This is a genomic window from Buttiauxella sp. S19-1 (assembly GCF_022134725.1).
Lineage (GTDB): Bacteria > Pseudomonadota > Gammaproteobacteria > Enterobacterales > Enterobacteriaceae > Buttiauxella > Buttiauxella ferragutiae.
Window position 1 is genome coordinate 1 of sequence record NZ_JAHWLU010000106.1, and the last position, 16,962, is coordinate 16,962.

General features: G+C 53.9%; 18 protein-coding genes and 1 pseudogene. 14 read left to right on the forward strand and 5 right to left on the reverse strand.

The annotated features are described in order from the left end of the window. Window positions 1-194 precede the first annotated feature (194 nt). Genes paaA through paaK form a run of 11 tightly spaced genes read left to right on the forward strand, consistent with a single transcriptional unit; the run spans window position 195 to window position 9,808 of the window. Window positions 195-1,112: a 1,2-phenylacetyl-CoA epoxidase subunit PaaA gene (gene paaA / locus MES37_RS19115; RefSeq protein ID WP_064546639.1), complete on the forward strand. Its 918-nt coding sequence runs from the start codon at window positions 195-197 to the stop codon at window positions 1,110-1,112. Window positions 1,113-1,172: 60 nt separating this feature from the next. Next, window positions 1,173-1,460, forward strand: coding sequence for a 1,2-phenylacetyl-CoA epoxidase subunit PaaB (paaB, locus tag MES37_RS19120; protein WP_064546641.1), 288 nt, complete (start codon window positions 1,173-1,175; stop codon window positions 1,458-1,460). An 8-nt stretch (window positions 1,461-1,468) separates the two neighbouring features. After that, window positions 1,469-2,224, forward strand: a complete 756-nt coding sequence (paaC, locus tag MES37_RS19125) for a 1,2-phenylacetyl-CoA epoxidase subunit PaaC (RefSeq protein ID WP_121813510.1) — start codon at window positions 1,469-1,471, stop codon at window positions 2,222-2,224. A gap of 10 nt (window positions 2,225-2,234) precedes the next feature. Beyond that, window positions 2,235-2,735 carry a 1,2-phenylacetyl-CoA epoxidase subunit PaaD gene (paaD, locus tag MES37_RS19130; RefSeq protein WP_064546645.1) on the forward strand — a complete coding sequence of 167 codons (501 nt, stop codon included), beginning with the start codon at window positions 2,235-2,237 and terminating at the stop codon, window positions 2,733-2,735. Between the two features lie 7 nt (window positions 2,736-2,742). Next, window positions 2,743-3,810, forward strand: coding sequence for a 1,2-phenylacetyl-CoA epoxidase subunit PaaE (paaE, locus tag MES37_RS19135; protein ID WP_237932388.1), 1,068 nt, complete (start codon window positions 2,743-2,745; stop codon window positions 3,808-3,810). Continuing rightward, window positions 3,810-4,577 (forward strand): 2,3-dehydroadipyl-CoA hydratase PaaF, encoded by a 768-nt coding sequence (gene paaF, locus MES37_RS19140; RefSeq protein ID WP_232885851.1) that lies wholly within the window; start codon window positions 3,810-3,812, stop codon window positions 4,575-4,577. Before paaE ends, paaF begins: the two co-directional genes overlap by 1 nt. 2 nt (window positions 4,578-4,579) lie before the next feature. Continuing rightward, the gene (gene paaG, locus MES37_RS19145; protein WP_064546651.1) at window positions 4,580-5,365 is read left to right on the forward strand and encodes a 2-(1,2-epoxy-1,2-dihydrophenyl)acetyl-CoA isomerase PaaG; all 786 of its coding nucleotides are present in this window, start codon (window positions 4,580-4,582) and stop codon (window positions 5,363-5,365) included. Window positions 5,366-5,367: 2 nt separating this feature from the next. After that, window positions 5,368-6,849, forward strand: coding sequence for a 3-hydroxyacyl-CoA dehydrogenase PaaH (gene paaH, locus MES37_RS19150; RefSeq protein ID WP_121815622.1), 1,482 nt, complete (start codon window positions 5,368-5,370; stop codon window positions 6,847-6,849). Continuing rightward, window positions 6,839-7,264 (forward strand): hydroxyphenylacetyl-CoA thioesterase PaaI, encoded by a 426-nt coding sequence (gene paaI / locus MES37_RS19155; RefSeq protein WP_064546655.1) that lies wholly within the window; start codon window positions 6,839-6,841, stop codon window positions 7,262-7,264. Before paaH ends, paaI begins: the two co-directional genes overlap by 11 nt. Next, window positions 7,261-8,469 (forward strand): 3-oxoadipyl-CoA thiolase, encoded by a 1,209-nt coding sequence (pcaF, locus tag MES37_RS19160; RefSeq protein ID WP_237932389.1) that lies wholly within the window; start codon window positions 7,261-7,263, stop codon window positions 8,467-8,469. The genes paaI and pcaF overlap by 4 nt, the downstream gene beginning before the upstream one ends. A gap of 22 nt (window positions 8,470-8,491) precedes the next feature. Then, window positions 8,492-9,808, forward strand: a complete 1,317-nt coding sequence (gene paaK / locus MES37_RS19165; protein WP_121813504.1) for a phenylacetate--CoA ligase PaaK — start codon at window positions 8,492-8,494, stop codon at window positions 9,806-9,808. A gap of 24 nt (window positions 9,809-9,832) precedes the next feature. On the opposite strand, the gene MES37_RS19170 is transcribed toward paaK, so the two are convergent. Next, window positions 9,833-10,210, reverse strand: coding sequence for an HVO_A0114 family putative DNA-binding protein (locus tag MES37_RS19170; RefSeq protein WP_064546659.1), 378 nt, complete (start codon window positions 10,208-10,210; stop codon window positions 9,833-9,835). Continuing rightward, a complete protein-coding gene (locus tag MES37_RS19175) occupies window positions 10,207-10,572 on the reverse strand; it encodes a toxin-antitoxin system TumE family protein (RefSeq protein WP_064546661.1) in 366 nt (121 codons plus the stop codon). Before MES37_RS19175 ends, MES37_RS19170 begins: the two co-directional genes overlap by 4 nt. Before the next feature lie 286 nt (window positions 10,573-10,858). Between MES37_RS19175 and paaX the strand changes: the two genes are divergently transcribed. Together paaX and paaY are read left to right on the forward strand one after the other, a co-directional pair. Beyond that, on the forward strand, window positions 10,859-11,791 hold the full coding sequence (gene paaX, locus MES37_RS19180) for a phenylacetic acid degradation operon negative regulatory protein PaaX (RefSeq protein WP_121813502.1): 933 nt from the start codon (window positions 10,859-10,861) through the stop codon (window positions 11,789-11,791). A gap of 9 nt (window positions 11,792-11,800) precedes the next feature. Further along, a complete protein-coding gene (paaY, locus tag MES37_RS19185) occupies window positions 11,801-12,391 on the forward strand; it encodes a phenylacetic acid degradation protein PaaY (RefSeq protein WP_237932392.1) in 591 nt (196 codons plus the stop codon). Between the two features lie 46 nt (window positions 12,392-12,437). On the opposite strand, the gene feaR is transcribed toward paaY, so the two are convergent. Next, on the reverse strand, window positions 12,438-13,346 hold the full coding sequence (feaR, locus tag MES37_RS19190) for a transcriptional regulator FeaR (protein WP_064546668.1): 909 nt from the start codon (window positions 13,344-13,346) through the stop codon (window positions 12,438-12,440). 258 nt (window positions 13,347-13,604) lie between these two features. On the opposite strand from feaR, the gene MES37_RS19195 reads away from it, so the two are divergent. Then, on the forward strand, window positions 13,605-15,104 hold the full coding sequence (locus tag MES37_RS19195) for an aldehyde dehydrogenase family protein (RefSeq protein WP_121813500.1): 1,500 nt from the start codon (window positions 13,605-13,607) through the stop codon (window positions 15,102-15,104). 169 nt (window positions 15,105-15,273) lie between these two features. Here the strand turns inward: MES37_RS19195 and MES37_RS19200 are convergent, their stop codons facing one another. Together MES37_RS19200 and MES37_RS19205 are read right to left on the reverse strand one after the other, a co-directional pair. Beyond that, entirely contained in the window at window positions 15,274-16,581 is a 1,308-nt protein-coding gene (locus MES37_RS19200; protein ID WP_133521486.1) for a glycoside hydrolase family 10 protein, read from the reverse strand. A gap of 68 nt (window positions 16,582-16,649) precedes the next feature. Then, a pseudogene (locus MES37_RS19205) lies at window positions 16,650-16,962 on the reverse strand (HlyD family secretion protein); the annotation flags it as partial.

The window sequence follows — 16,962 nt, forward strand, 5'->3', positions numbered from 1 at the left end:
GTGATTACGCGTAGTTTTGGTGATTTGCTTATATACATAAATAATAAAGAATATTTGAAATTTATCGTGATAAAGCTCACAAACCGCGCGTGTTAATTTTGGTGTTTTGGTTAACTTATCTGTAACTTTTAATCATTAAGTGATTCACATAAACCCGATTTGTGAATTTAGTTTGAATCATAAAAGGTGATGACGTGACTGAACAACAGCGTTTTGATGAGCGAATCGCACAGGAAATCGCGATTGAACCGCAAGACTGGATGCCTGAGGAATACCGTAAGACGTTGATTCGTCAGATAGGTCAGCACGCGCATTCCGAGATCGTTGGCATGCTGCCAGAAGGCAACTGGCTGACCCGCGCACCGAGCTTAAAGCGCAAAGCCATTTTGTTAGCGAAAGTGCAGGACGAAGCCGGACACGGGCTTTATCTGTATAGCGCGGCAGAAACGCTGGGCTGTGCACGGGAAGACATCTACCAAAAGATGCTCGACGGCAAGATGAAGTATTCCTCCATCTTCAATTATCCGACGCTGAACTGGGCCGACATTGGCGTGATTGGCTGGCTGGTTGATGGTGCCGCGATCGTGAACCAGGTGGCACTGTGCCGCACTTCATACGGCCCTTATGCCCGTGCGATGGTGAAAATCTGTAAGGAAGAGAGCTTCCATCAGCGCCAGGGTTTTGAAGCCTGCATGGTGCTGGCGCAGGGCAGTGAAGAACAGCGCCAGATGTTGCAGGACGCGATAAACCGTTTCTGGTGGCCAGCACTGATGATGTTTGGCCCGAACGACGACAACTCACCCAACAGCGCGCAAAGCCTGGCGTGGAAAATTAAACGTTTTGGTAATGACGAATTGCGCCAGCGTTTTGTCGACAACACCGTGCCACAAGTTGAAATGCTGGGTATGACTGTGCCGGATGAAGGGCTGCACTGGAACGAAGCCAGCGGGCATTACCAATTCAGCGAAATTGACTGGCACGAATTTAATGAAGTGGTCGCCGGACGTGGGCTATGCAACGAAGAGCGCTTAGCCGCCAAACGCAAAGCCTGGGAAGAGGGCACATGGGTGCGCGAAGCCGCGCTGGCGTATGCCGCAAAACAGAATTTGTAGCCCCCTCTCCCCAGGGAGAGGGAATGCCACCATTGACACCCGAATTTGAAGGAAAAACACATGAGCAAAGTTCACTGGCCGTTATACGAAGTATTTATTCGCAGTAAACAAGGTTTATCCCATCGCCATGTGGGTAGCCTGCACGCCGCCGACGAACAAATGGCGCTGGAAAACGCCCGCGATGCCTACACCCGCCGCAGTGAAGGCTGCTCAATTTGGGTGGTGAAGGCAAGCGAAATCATTGCTTCACAACCTGAAGAACGCGGTGCCTTTTTTGACCCGGCGGAAACCAAAATTTATCGCCACCCGACGTTCTACACCATCCCTGATGGCATCGAGCACATGTGAGGCGTGAAATGACTTATTCCCCGTTAACCACCTACACCCTGCGCCTCGGCGATACCTGTCTGGTGCTGGCACAGCGCTTAACGGCGTGGTGTGGACACGCGCCGGAGCTGGAGATTGACCTGGCGCTGGCGAACATCGGCCTCGATTTACTCGGCCAGGCGCGCAACTTCCTGAGCTATGCCGCTGAACTTCAGGGGGCCGAGTTTGATGAAGACAAACTGGCATTTGGCCGTGACGAGCGCGAATACCGCAATGTGTTGCTGGCTGAGCAGCCGAACGGTGATTTCGCTGACACCCTGATGCGCCAGTACCTGCTGGATGCCTGGCATGTGGTGCTGTTTGAGCGCCTGGCGCTGAGCCGCGATGCACAACTGGCGGCGATTGCCGCGAAAGCTATCAAAGAAGTGCGTTACCACCTGCGCTTCAGCCGCGGTTGGTTGGTGCGTCTGGGCAACGGCACGGAGTTTTCGCAGCAAAAAATGCAGCATTCACTGAACAAACTGTGGCGTTTTAGCGGCGAAATGTTTGAAGCCGACGAGCTGGAAATCGAACTCGCACAACTTGGGATTGCGGTCGACCCGCGCACGCTGCGTACGGCCTGGGAAGAGGAAGTGTTCGGCACGTTGCTGGCGGCCACACTCGTCAAACCACAGGAAGCGCAATATCGCACCGGCGGCAAACAGGGGCTGCATACCGAACATCTCGGCCCGTTGCTGGCAGATATGCAGTACCTGCAACGCGCGTACCCCAATCAGCAATGGTAGTGAGGTAAAGATGCAAACTCTCGATGTGGTGGAACCGGCGCAAACCCGCGAGGTCTGGCGCATTCTCGGGCAAATCAGCGACCCTGAAATCCCGGTGCTGACCATCACCGATCTCGGCATGGTACGAAGTGTTCACCATCGTGATGACGGCTGGCACATCGGTTTCACGCCAACCTATTCCGGCTGCCCGGCGACAGATTTTCTGCTGGCGGCGATTCGTGAAGCGATGGAAAAAGCAGGGCACCAACCGGTGCACATCGAACAGATGTTGCACCCGGCGTGGACCACCGACTGGATGACGCCAACCGCCAAAACTCGGCTGCGTGAATACGGCATCAGCCCGCCACAAGGGCATGCTTGCCACGCCACATCAGCTGCGGTGGAAGTGAGTTGCCCACGCTGCGGCAGTTTGCACACCTCGCTGATTAGCGAATTCGGTTCTACGGCCTGCAAAGCGTTATACCGCTGTGATAGCTGCCGCGAACCCTTTGATTACTTTAAATGTATTTGAGGTTGCCATGACAACGTTTCATTCGCTAACGGTGGCGCGCATTGAGCAGGAAACTCCTGAAGCGGTTGCCATCACTTTTGCCGTGCCTGCCGAATTGCAGACACATTACGCCTTTAAACCTGGCCAGCATTTGACGCTGAAAACACGTCTCGGTGGCGAAGAGTTACGTCGCTGCTACTCCATTTGCCGCGCCGAACAGCCCGGTGAAATTTGTGTGGCGGTGAAAGCCATCGAAGGCGGGCGTTTTTCGCAGTACGCGGTGAGCGATTTAGCGGCGGGAATGGCGATGGACGTGATGATCCCGCAGGGGACATTTGGTTACCAGCCGCAGCACGACACCGCAGGCAACTATCTGGCGCTGGCGGTCGGTTCCGGCATCACGCCGATGTTAGCGATTGTTAGCGCCACATTAGCGACTGAATCTGACAGCTGCGTCACGCTGGTTTACGGCAACCGTAGCAGCCGCAGCATGATGTTCCGCCAGGCACTGGCCGACTTAAAAGACCGCTATCCGCAACGCCTGCAACTGATTTACCTGTTCAGCCAGGAAGTACAAGAAAGCGAGTTGCTGAGCGGGCGTCTTGATGGCGCGAAACTCAAAGCGCTGGGTGACAATCTGCTCGACTTGAAAGGCTTTGACCGCACCTTTATCTGCGGTCCGCAAAGCATGATGCAGGAATCAGAAGCGGCTTTACTGGCGATGGGTGTCGCACAGCAAAACATCTTTATTGAACACTTCAACACGCCTGGCAGCGCACCAAGCCTGCGTCGCCGTGAGCAAGCGGCAGGCAAAGTGGTGACGCTGCGCCAGGACGGACGCGACCGCAAAATTATCCTCGATTCCGATGACGAAAGCATTCTCGATGCGGCCTTGCGCCAGGGCGCGGATTTACCTTACGCCTGCAAAGGCGGGGTGTGTGCCACTTGCCGCTGCAAAGTGGTCAGCGGTGAAGTAGAAATGGGCGTTAACTACAGCCTCGAGCCAGACCAACTGGCGGCGGGCTACATCCTCAGTTGCCAGGCCTTACCGAAAGGCGACAACGTGGTCATCGACTTTGATGCGCAGGGGCTTTAATGAACGAGCTACTGATTAGCCAGAATGACCGCGTGCTAACCCTGACGCTTAACCGCCCGCAAGCGCGTAACGCGTTAAACAACGTGCTGCTCGAAGACATTGCGCAGGCGCTGGAAAGTGCGCAACACGATGAAAACGTTGGTGCTGTGGTGCTTACCGGCAACGAGCGTTTTTTTGCCGCAGGTGCTGATTTAAAAGAGATGGCGAACCGCGATATGCCCGCCACGCTCAACGATCCTCGTCCACAGCTTTGGGCGCGTATCGAACGCTTTAACAAGCCATTGCTGGCGGCGGTAAACGGTTATGCACTGGGCGCAGGCTGCGAGCTGGCGATGCTGTGCGACATCGTACTGGCGGGTGACAACGCACGCTTTGGCCTGCCGGAAATCACCCTCGGCATTATGCCTGGGGCGGGCGGCACACAACGACTGATTCGCAGTGTTGGCAAAGCGCTGGCCTACAAAATGGTACTGACGGGCGAAGCGATTAGCGCCGAACAGGCACAGCTTGCCGGACTGGTGGCAGAGGTTTGTCCACAAGCCCTGACGCTGGAATACACCAAAAAACTGGCGGCACGCATCGCACAACATGCGCCACTGGCGTTGCAGGCGGCGAAAACAGCACTGCGCCAGGCGCATGAGCTTTCACTCAGTCAGGGATTACAGCATGAGCGCCAGCTTTTCACGCTACTGGCCGCCACTGAAGACCGGCAGGAAGGCATTGCCGCATTTCTCGAAAAACGACCCGCTGCGTTTAAAGGACGATAACCATGAATTTCATTCTTAGTGATGTGCAAAACGGCGTGATGACGCTGACTCTCAATCGCCCTGAACGCCTGAACAGCTTTAACGACGAAATGCACCGCCAGTTGGCAGAAGTGCTGACGCAGGCCGAGCGCGACGAGTCCATTCGCTGCCTGCTGATTACCGGTGCCGGGCGCGGGTTTTGTGCCGGGCAGGATCTCAACGACCGCAACGTCGACCCAAGCGGCGATGCACCGGATTTAGGCGCGTCGGTGGAAAACTTCTACAACCCGCTGGTTAAGCGCCTGGCAAAATTACCCAAGCCGGTGATCGCGGCGGTAAATGGTGTTGCCGCCGGTGCCGGAGCCACGCTGGCGCTGGGTTGCGACATCGTGATTGCGGCGCGTTCGGTCAATTTTGTGATGTCTTTCAGCAAACTAGGTCTGGTACCGGATTGCGGCGGCACCTGGTATCTGCCACGTCTTGCCGGGCATGCTCGGGCGATGGGGCTGGCATTAATGGGCGACAAACTGAGCGCAGAACAGGCGCTACAGTGGGGGATGATCTGGCAAGTGGTTGACGACGAAGCGTTAAACGATACCGCCCGCCAGCTTGCCACGCATTTTGCCAGCCAGCCAACCTTCGGCCTTGGTCTGGTGAAGAAAGCGCTGTATGCCTCAGAAACTAACACGCTGGATGCGCAGCTTGATCTGGAGCGCGATTACCAGCGTATGGCAGGCAGAAGTGAAGATTATCGCGAAGGTGTGTCGGCCTTCCTCGCCAAACGCCCTGCGGTGTTTAAGGGGAAATGATGATGCTGACTCCACAATCGATTATCGCGGTGATTGGCAGCGGCACCATGGGCGCGGGCATTGCCCAGGTTGCCGCGCAAGCCGGGCATCCGGTTAAAATTTATGACATCCAGCCGGATGCCGCCGTTCGTGCTATCGATGGCATCGCCACCGCACTGAGCGCCCGCGTAGCAAAAGGCAAACTCACCGAGTCTGAGAAAAATGCCGTGGTTAACCGCTTAACCGCCGCACAAGAATTGAATGAACTGGCGGATGCTGCATTAGTGATTGAAGCGGCAGCCGAGCAAATCGACATCAAACAGGCGATTTTCCGCGACCTGGCGACCGTCTGTTCAGCAGAAACTATTTTTGCCAGCAACACCTCGTCAATTTCGATTACCGCGATTGCCAGCGGTGTGCCACATCCACAGCGTGTGGCGGGGCTGCATTTCTTTAATCCGGCTCCGGTGATGAAACTGGTGGAAGTGGTGAGCGGGCTGGAAACCGCGCCCGCTGTGCTGGAGAGCCTAACCAGTCTGGCGCTGCGTTGGGGGAAACAACCGGTGCGTTGCCACTCAACGCCTGGCTTTATCGTCAACCGCGTGGCGCGTCCGTTTTATTCGGAAGCCTGGCGCGCACTGGAAGAACAAATTGCCCCTGCGGGCGTGATTGATGCGGCCTTGCGTGATTGCGGCGGTTTCCCGATGGGGCCGCTGGCGCTGACCGATTTAATCGGCCAGGACGTCAATTTTGCGGTGACCTGTTCGGTGTTCAACGGTTTCTGGCAGGAGCGCCGTTTTCTACCGTCGCTGATTCAGCAAGAACTGGTACTCGGTAAGCGTTTGGGTAAGAAAACCGGGCAGGGTGTCTATCGTTGGCCAATCAATGAAGAATTGCCTTATCTGGCCGCGCTGCCTGCCAGCGCGGGTGCACAGCTGATTGAGCGCCACGGGCGTGCGGCCTGGCTAAATAATAGTGATTTCGGTGACAGTGTCACGGATTCATGGTTACAACTGGACGAAGTGCGGGTTGAAGTCACGCAAGGCGAAACAGCAACTCAATTAGCAAAACGGCTGAATTGCCCGGTGGTGCTGATTGATTTGATTAACAACTGGCAGTCATCGCCATTGGTTGTGCTGGCTGCCGCCGCTGGCAATACGCCAGAACAAACCGCCAAAGCGATTCATTTTTTCCAGCAACAAGGCAAACAGGTGCTGGAGATCCGCGATTACCCTGGCCTGTTGGTGTGGCGCACCGTGGCGATGCTGGCAAATGAAGCAGCAGACGCGCTGCAAAAAGGGGTCGCCAGCGAGCAGGACATCGACACCGCGATGCGCCTGGGTGTGAATTACCCGCGTGGCCCGCTGGCGTGGGGCGCGGAGCTGGGCTGGCAAAATGTGCTGCGCCTGCTGGAAAACCTGCAACAACATTATGGTGAGGAGCGTTATCGCCCGACCTCGCTGCTGCGTCAACGCACGCTTCTGGAGACTCAACATGAGCACTAATGCCTGGGCGAATGCCCGCGAAATGTACGCTCGCGACAACTGCGCGCAGCAGATGGGAATTGAAATTCAGGAAATGGGTGAAGGCTTTGCGCGCTTAACCATGACCATTACCACCGCGATGCTCAACGGCCATCAAACCTGCCACGGCGGGCAACTCTTTACCCTCGCGGATACCGCATTTGCTTATGCCTGTAACAGCCAGGGGCTGGCGGCGGTGGCTTCCGGTTGCAGTATCGATTTTGTGCGTCCGGGTAAAGCGGGGGACACGCTGACAGCGATTGCCCAGGTGCGCACTCAGGGGCGGCAGACGGGCGTCTATGACATTGAAATTATCAATCAGGATGAGAAAACCATCGCACTGTTTCGCGGGCGTTCGCACCGTATCGGAACCACTCTCTCTGGAGCCAAACTATGAAAGACGCCTTTATCTGTGATGGTGTCCGCACGCCAATTGGCCGTTACGGCGGCGCACTTTCTTCGGTGCGAGCCGATGACCTGGCCGCAATCCCGCTCAAAGAGCTGATGGCGCGGTACCCGAATCTGGACTGGAACGCGGTGGATGACGTGATCCTCGGTTGTGCCAACCAGGCAGGCGAAGATAACCGTAACGTGGCGCGAATGGCGACACTGCTTGCCGGACTCCCACAGACGCTTTCCGGTACCACCATCAACCGTTTATGCGGCTCCGGTCTGGATGCGTTAGGCATGGCGGCGCGAGCCATCAGAGCCGGTGATGCTGAGCTGATGATTGCCGGTGGCGTGGAGTCGATGTCGCGTGCACCGTTCGTGATGGGCAAGGCAAATACGCCGTTTCAGCGCCAGGCAGAACTGTTTGATACCACGATCGGCTGGCGTTTTGTGAACCCGCTCATGGCTGAACACTTTGGTACTGACAGCATGCCCGAAACGGCAGAGAATGTAGCGGAGTTGTTAAGCATAAGCCGGGCGGATCAAGATGCGTTTGCCTGGCGTAGCCAGCAACGTGCAGAGCAAGCGCGCATCAATGGCGTACTGGCACAGGAGATCGTGCCGGTGGTGTTGCAAGGGAAAAAAGGAGCGGTGACTGAGGTTCGCGAAGACGAACACCCGCGCCATGAAACAACTTTGCAACAACTCAACGCGTTAAAAGCGCCATTCCGCAAAAACGGGGTGATCACCGCCGGCAACGCTTCCGGTGTCAACGATGGTGCGGCAGCATTGATTGTTGCCAGCGCATCTGCGGCACAGCGCCATGGTTTAACGCCAAAAGCCCGTATTGTGGCGATGGCAACCGCTGGCGTTGAACCGCGTCTGATGGGGCTTGGACCAGTACCTGCGACCCGCAAGGTGCTGGAGCTTGCAGGACTCTCCATCAACGATATGGATGTTATCGAACTGAACGAGGCCTTTGCCGCGCAAGCGTTGGGGGTATTACGACAGTTGGGGCTGCCTGACGACGCCCCACATGTTAATCCCAACGGCGGCGCGATTGCGTTAGGCCATCCTTTGGGAATGAGTGGAGCCCGACTGGCGCTAGCCGCCAGCCACGAACTACATCGCCGCAATGGCCGTTATGCCCTGTGTACGATGTGTATCGGTGTTGGCCAGGGCATTGCCCTGATCCTTGAGCGTGTGAGCTAATCAAACCTGCGAGTACCCTATAATGATAACCTCTACTACAAAGCTGGAACCGATTGAAACGGCATCAATTGATGAGCTGCAGGCCTTACAAACGCAGCGTATGAAATGGACGCTCAACCACGCCTATAACAATGTGCCGATGTACAAACGTAAGTTCGATGCAGTCGGCGTACACCCTGACGATTTCAAAGAGCTGAAGGATATTCGCCTCTTTCCCTGCACCACCAAGCAGGATTTGCGCGACAACTATCCGTTCGACACTTTTGCGGTGCCAATGGAGCAAGTTGTGCGTATTCACGCGTCATCCGGCACCACCGGTAAGCCAACGGTGGTCGGTTACACGCAAAAAGATATTGATACCTGGGCGGATATTGTCGCTCGTTCGCTGCGTGCCGCAGGCGGTACGCCGAAAGATAAAATTCACGTCGCTTATGGTTACGGGCTGTTTACCGGCGGGCTGGGTGCGCATTATGGCGCTGAACGCCTCGGAGCCACCGTTATCCCGATGTCTGGCGGGCAAACCGAGAAACAGGCACAGCTAATCCGCGATTTCCGCCCGGATATGATTATGGTGACGCCGTCCTGGTGTCTGAACCTGATTGAAGAGCTGGAACGCCAGATGGGTGGCGATGCGCGCGATTGCTCGCTGCGTGTTGGGGTGTTTGGTGCAGAACCGTGGACCCACGCCATGCGCCGTGAAATCGAACGCCGTCTGGGTATTACAGCACTGGATATTTACGGGCTGTCGGAAGTGATGGGCCCAGGTGTGGCGATGGAATGCCTGGAAACCACGGACGGGCCAACGATTTGGGAAGATCATTTCTATCCAGAAATCGTTAACCCAATTAGCGGCGTACCGCTGGAAGATGGTGAGCAGGGCGAATTGCTGTTTACCACGCTGACCAAAGAAGCGTTGCCGGTGATTCGTTACCGTACCCGCGACCTGACGCGTTTACTGCCAGGCACCGCGCGCACCATGCGCCGTATGGACCGCATTACCGGCCGTTCAGACGATATGTTGATCATCCGTGGTGTGAATGTGTTCCCGTCACAACTCGAAGAAGAGATTGTGAAATTTGAGCATCTGGCACCGCATTACCAACTGGAAGTGCACCGCGACGGCCATCTCGACACGCTTTCTGTCAAGGTGGAGCTGAAAGAGAGCAGCTTGTATCTGAGCCATGAACAACGTTGCTCGGTGTGCCACCAGTTACGTCATCGCATTAAGTCGATGGTCGGGATTTCTACCGATATCAGCATTGTGAATTGCGGTAGCCTGCCACGTTCGGAAGGCAAAGCGATTCGCGTGTGTGATTTGCGCACAGCGGCGAATCAGTAACAATATCCCGCATTAACATGCGGTTCAGGCTGCGTTAATGCGGGCTTCAAAAGCGCTGTCGACAATGATTTCAAAGTCGGTATACAGCGCTTTAGGTTTTACTTTGCGACCGGTTTTGATTAGCTCAACGAATCCGTGCCTGTTTAGCGCCTGCAAAGTGACAGACAGGTTACTGAGCTGGCGGTTGGACAGCGCCGCAAGTTCGGAGATAGTTTCCGGTTGATGTTCGACCATGAGTCGCAAGAGTGCGATGTTTTCAGGATTCAATATTTGCCCTAAGGCGTTGATTGAGACGAACCATATTTTAGGTTCATCCTCTGCCCGGAGATACTTACCGGACACAATAGCCAGCATATACTTTTGAACCAGTGCATTCGACATGATGCCGATTCTTGCTTTCATTGTTGCTTCCTTCGGTTGATTAGTTCTTCGCTGTGTTTAAAAAAATCTTCCAGCAGTTGTGCCGCAGAGGAAAATTCATATACATGCCCTTTATCGGACGCCGTAAGGTGAACGTGGTCACGGACGATTCGACTACCAAACTTCCCTTTGCCGGCTGCTCTGATGCCATGTGCATTGTCATAACCAAAAATGCGTGTGTTGTACTTGTTATGCAAAGTTAACGAATAACGAACACCATGTGGGCAAAGGACCGTAGGGGCGACCTGCCAGACTTCCGCTTTCCACCAATAACCGTCGTCCATTTGGACCGAGACCCCGTGAAGTTCGAGTAACCACTGCAAGCCAAAATCTTCTCTTTCCATCGAGTAAAATCCTTACTTATGACCGAATCATAATGTTAGTTTGATTTTTATGCAATGGAAGAATGATGGGGAAAAAATGGCAGTACAATACAGAGACTTAATATTGTGGAAACGCCTCGCAAAACTAAAATCAAAACGGTTATGTCGGATGACGCTGCGCTTATCCGACCTACGAAATCTGTATTTTCGAAAAATGTGAATCACATTGTTAATGACATGATTTTTATTATCTTTGTTGTGCTATGTTTTATGTCTTAACGGTTTTAAACGGAATTTTAGTCTGACGATGAGCAACAAACTGGAACAGTTTATTCAGCAGGCGGTCAGCGCCGTTCCCATTAGCGGAACGTCGCTGATTGTCTCTTTGTACGGTGATGCGCTGGCGCATCGTGGCGGAGAAATCTGGCTGGGAAGCCTGGCGACGATGCTTGAATCGTTAGGCTTTGGCGAACGTTTTGTGCGTACCTCGCTATTCCGACTCAACAAAGAAGGCTGGCTTGACGTGGAACGCGTCGGGCGACGCAGTTTCTATCGTCTCACCGAAATGGGGCAGCGTATGACGCGCCGCGCAGAAGCCAAAATCTATCGTGCCGGGCAACCAGAATGGGACGGTAAATGGCTGCTGTTACTCTCGGAAGGGCTTGAGAAAAACACCCTCCTGCAAGTGAAGAAACAACTTATCTGGCAAGGGTTTGGTACGCTGGCACCGAGCCTGATGGCGTCGCCGTCGCAAAATCTGGCGGACGTGCAGAACCTGCTGCATGAAGCCGGAGTTGCCGATAACGTAATCTGTTTTGAAGCCAGTTCGCCGTTGCAGGCATCAAAAACTGCACTTAAAGCGCGCGTCGAAGAATGCTGGTTGTTGACCGATAAAAACGACCGCTACGGTGAATTTATTAACTCGTTTCGCCCGTTGTTGCCGCTATTACGTGAGGCCGATGAAAGTGAACTGACGCCGCTGCGCTGTTTCCAGATCCAACTTCTGCTTATCCACTTTTATCGTCGCGTGGTGCTTAAAGACCCACTGCTTCCTGATGAGTTACTGCCGCCACACTGGCAGGGGCAAAGCGCTCGCCAGTTGTGCATCAACATTTACCAACGCGTTGCGCCCGGTGCGCTGCTGTTTGTCAGCGAGCATGGGGAAACCTCGGTGGGTGATTTGCCACAACCGGGAAGCGGCTATTTTCAGCGTTTTGGTGGAATCAATCTGAACCCGTAAGGAGAAACTATGCCCGTGTATCAAATTGATGGACTCACCCCCGTGGTGCCGGAAGACAGCTACGTGCACCCGACAGCGGTACTGATTGGCGATGTGATTATCGGCCATCGAGTTTATATCGGGCCGAATGCCAGCTTACGTGGCGACTTTGGGCGCATTATCGTCAAAGATGGGGCGAACGTGCAGGATAATTGCGTGATGCACGGTTTCCCGGAACAGGATACCGTAGTCGAAGAGGACGGTCATATTGGTCACGGCGCTATTTTGCACGGCTGCTTAATTGGCAAAAATGTGCTGGTTGGTATGAATGCGGTGATTCTGGATGGCGCACAAATTGGCGAAAACAGTATTGTCGGTGCCACGGCGTTTGTGAAAGCGCGCGCCGAGTTTGGCGCGAATCAAATGATCCTCGGCAGCCCGGCGAAGTTGGTGCGTGAATTGCGCCCCGAGGAGATTGAGTGGAAAAAGCAGGGCACGCGTGAATATCAGGAACTGGTGATCCGTTGCCAGCAAACTATGCACCAGGTGGAACCGTTGCGCGAAGTGGAAGCGAATCGCGATGAAAAAACCATAATTAGTGCGCACCAGCCAAAAGCGTAAAAGTCGCGCCAGTGGGGGAATCGCGGCTGCGTTATCCCTCGCTAGTTTACTGCCAGCGTTTGCGATATTCCCCAGGCGAAACACCGAAGCGCAACTTAAATGCCGTCGAAAAGTGGCTATGGTCGGTGAATCCCCAGTTATAACCAATTCCGGCTAATTTCTCGGTCGTGCTGACGGTGCGCAGCGCCTGGGCGCACAAATCCAGTCGACGGTTTTTGATGTATTGCGCCACCACCAGACCTTTATCGGCAAACATGCGGTACAGACTGCGCACTGACATTCCCGCTTCACTGGCAATCCATTCAGGGCGTAAATCTTCCGACTGAATATTGTTATCAATCAGCCCCATTACCCGCTCAAGTTGCTTGTCACGTTTGGACGGCAGGGCATCGCGCACCTGCAATACCGGGCGCAACAGGCAAATAAGTGCTTCCAGCGCGGCTTCACTTTCGCAGGCGTTAAGCGTCGGGTTTTTCATGCTTTCATGCAGCAGGCGCTGGCTCATTTTCACCACTGGCATTTCGGCGTTGAGGCGATAGGCACAAGGGAGTTCACCTGAACGACGGTTTTGCTCCAGCATATGGCGCGGAACCAGCAATGAAATTTGTTTGGTTTGTTGGGTGTAATTGATGCTGCACGGGCGTGAAGCATCAATCAGCGTGATATCACCGCTGTGCATCACCGCCTGGTTGTTGCCTTGCTCCAGAACGGTTTCACCATCGAGTTGAAACACCGCGTAATACCAGGCGTCGTTGCTGCGAGCGACTTCATATTGGGTACGGAACAGACGTGAATGAGCGGCATCGACGATGCTCAGCTTCATGGCATTGGCGTGATATTCCTGCAAACTGCCGTGGAATCCACCATCCGTGACTTGCCCGGCGAAAGGCCCGCAGGCACGGTTGATATGATCCAACCAACTATCGAAACGCTCGTGATTTGCCGAATCTGCCATTGTTCACCTCACCAATTGCACCAGGGGTGCCACGTGTTAATTCATTGTTACAGCTTGCGCGATACGGGAGAAGCCCTTCGCGTCTGGTATAGGAATTCACTATAGATAAATTGGCCAATAAAACGGCGAGCTTTGTCGCCAAATGCGTGTGCTGTCACAGGGAACAAAGTAATTGTCAGGCACAGGCAAACCTTTTACGCAGCCAGCCCCTAGACTGCTTACCAGGGCTTGTTGCCAATACGATGATAAGGAGAAACTATGTCTGCTAACGCTGTTGCTGTTCTCGAGTCGGTTCAACGTTTTCTGGCGCGCCAGCATGGGCTGTATATCGACGGAAGCTGGCATGCGTCGGCTTCCTCATCACGCCTGAGTGTTTTTAACCCGGCAGATGGCCAACAAATTGCCACCAGTGCCGATGCCAGTGAAACCGATGTCGACAAAGCTGTCACTTCGGCCTGGCGTGCGTTTACCAGCGGCGTGTGGGCGAATATGTTGCCTGCCGCACGCGAAAGAATTCTGCTGAAATTTGCTGACCTGGTTGAACAAAATACCGAAGAACTGGCGCAACTTGAAACGCTGGAACAAGGTAAATCCATTAACATTTCCCGTGCTTTTGAAGTGGGCTGCGCGCTGAACTGGATGCGTTATACCGCCGGGCTGACCACCAAAATCAGCGGACGCACGCTGGATGTATCGATTCCAATGCCGGAAGGAGCGCGTTACCAGGCCTGGACCCGCAAAGAGCCGGTCGGTGTGGTCGCAGGCATTGTGCCGTGGAACTTCCCGCTGCTGATTGGCATGTGGAAAGTGATGCCCGCACTGGCGGCAGGTTGCTCGATTGTGGTGAAACCATCGGAAACCACGCCGCTAACGTTGCTACGTGTGGCGGAATTAGCCAGCGAAGCCGGTATTCCTGATGGCGTATTTAACGTTGTCACCGGCAGCGGCGCGGTTTGTGGGCGTGCGCTGTCACAACATCCATTGGTTGCGAAAGTCAGCTTTACCGGTTCGACCGCCACCGGCAAAGGCATTGCGCGCGCGGCTGCGGATCGTCTGACTCGCGTCACGCTAGAACTGGGCGGCAAAAACCCGGCGATCGTACTGAAAGATGCCGACCCTGAGATGGTGATTGGCGGGTTGATGGCGGGTAGTTTCCTGAACCAGGGGCAGGTTTGCGCCGCCAGCTCACGCATTTACATTGAATCGCCACTGTTTGACACATTAGTCAGCGGCTTTGAGCAGGCGGTGAAATCACTCTCTGTAGGCGCAGGTATGGATACCGGTACGCACATCAACCCACTGGTTTCAAAAGCGCATCAGCAAAAAGTCGCCAGTTATCTGGATGATGCGCAGCGCAAACATGCGGAGTTGATCACCGGGAACACCGCGCCAAAAGGCGAGGGTTATTACATCACGCCAACGCTGGTTGTGAATCCGTCAGCGGATTTGCGCCTGAATCATGAAGAGGTGTTTGGGCCGGTAGTAAACCTGGTGTGCGTCAAAGATGCCGAAGAAGCGTTGCGCCTGGCAAACGACACAGAGTATGGCTTAACGGCGAGTCTGTGGACCAACAACATGCAGGCGGCGATGAGTTATACCTCACGCATTCAGGCGGGAACCGTTTGGGTAAACAGCCATACGCTTATTGATGCCAATTTGCCGTTTGGCGGCATGAAACAATCCGGTTCAGGCAGAGATTTTGGCCCGGACTGGCTGGATGCTTATACGGAAACAAAATCGATTTGTGTGCGTTATTAGAATAAATAACCCCGAAATCTTTCGGGGTTAACTTCAAAATGGTGGATGACGCTATCGCTTATCCACCCTACAAAACCCGTTTATTACAATGAGTATTAAAATCAACAATAGTTGTGTCATTAAATAAATATAAACGCCAGATTTACATGAAGCTATTAAATTCAATCAATTAAGATTGGTTCCAGCGCTGTTTAAGATAGTTAACTGCTTCCTGGGTTTGCGGCTGGTTGAGGTAGTTCTCTCTGAACAAAATCGTGCCGTTAATTTGTGGCGTCGACTCATTCAAATCGAGCTGTTTTTTCAGCTCCGGCACCCCGCCACGAACCATCCAGTCCGGCTCATTCTTTGACGGTTCGCCCACTTTGTACAACGCCACGCCGATGTAAAGACGGGTGTTAGTTGGCTTCACCACATCTGCCCACCATTTTGCCAGCACATCATAACGCGCGGCATCGCGGGCAAAAGGCCAGTACAACTGCGGCGCAATGTAATCCAGCAACCCTTGTTGCACCCACTTGCGGGTATCAGCAAATGATTCGTCGTATGCGGCAGCACCTCGCGTATCGGAACCCATTGGGTCGAATGAGCGATTGCGCCATACGCCCGCAGGGCTAACGCCGAATTCAACGCCCGGTTTCAGCTGTTTAATGGTGCGAGAAACTTGTTCGATTAACTGCTGGGTATTGTGGCGTCGCCAGTCAGCTTTTGAGTTAAATGCCAGGCCATACTTTTTGAATGTCTGGTTATCGTTAAGCGCAGAACCTGGTGATTCGGTATAGAAGTAATCATCAAACTGGACACCATCAATATCATAGCCTTTGACGACTTCCGCCACGATGTTGGTTATCCAGTCGCGTGCTTCCGGAATGCCAGGGTCCAACACGTAACGGTCGCCCGCAGTACGAATCCAGTCACGATGCAGGACGTAAACACTCGCCGGATTCAACGACAATGTCTGGTTCAGTTCCGCAAGGGTTCGGGGAGTAGTGTTAGTCGAGACACGATAGGGGTTAAACCAGGCATGCACTTTTATGCCGCGCTTGTGTGATTCATCGAGCATAAATTGCAACGGGTCGTAACCTGGGTCTTGACCAATATTACCGGTAAGCACGTCAGACCACGGTAAAATTTTTGACGGCCAAAGGGCGGTGCCATCCGGTTTAACCTGGAAAAAGACGGTATTAATCCCGAGACTTTTCAGATTATCCAGCTTGTCGGTCAGCGCTTTTTTCTGCTGGTTGATACGCAGCTCTGGGCTGCTGATATTCACCGATGACACTGGAGGCCAGTCGAGACGGGAAACCGTCGCCAGCCACACACCACGCACAGGTTCCTGGCTTTTCGATTTTCCAGGTAGTGAATTTTTAACCCCCGGCTGGAGCGGCGTGACTAAAGACTGTGGGGGTTTAGATGAACAACTTGCAAGTAAAAGAGCAAACGCAACGAGCGCTCCTGTTCGTTTAACGTGTGGCATCATCGTGTGTTCGCTCTTTTATGGCGTCAGAAATCTGGAGCTAGCAAGATTATCAGTAAACAAACAGAGTGTCAGTATTCCTTAAAGGCCAGTTCCAGGCGGGCGAGCAAAGGTTTAAACAGGTAGCTCAGGAATGTCCGCTCGCCGGTTTTTATTGTCACGCTGGCGGGCATACCGGCTTTAATTTTGTAATCTCCCAGCAAATGCACGCCTTCTGTCGAGACTTGTACTTCGGCAAGATAATAGGGCTGCTGGGTAGTTTCATCGATCAAACGGTCGGCTGAAATAGTCAACACATGCGCAGGAACCGATGGCAGTAAAGCATGGTTAAGAGCCGGGAATAACACATCAACCATCAGCCCCGGGGTCAGTTTATCAATGGCA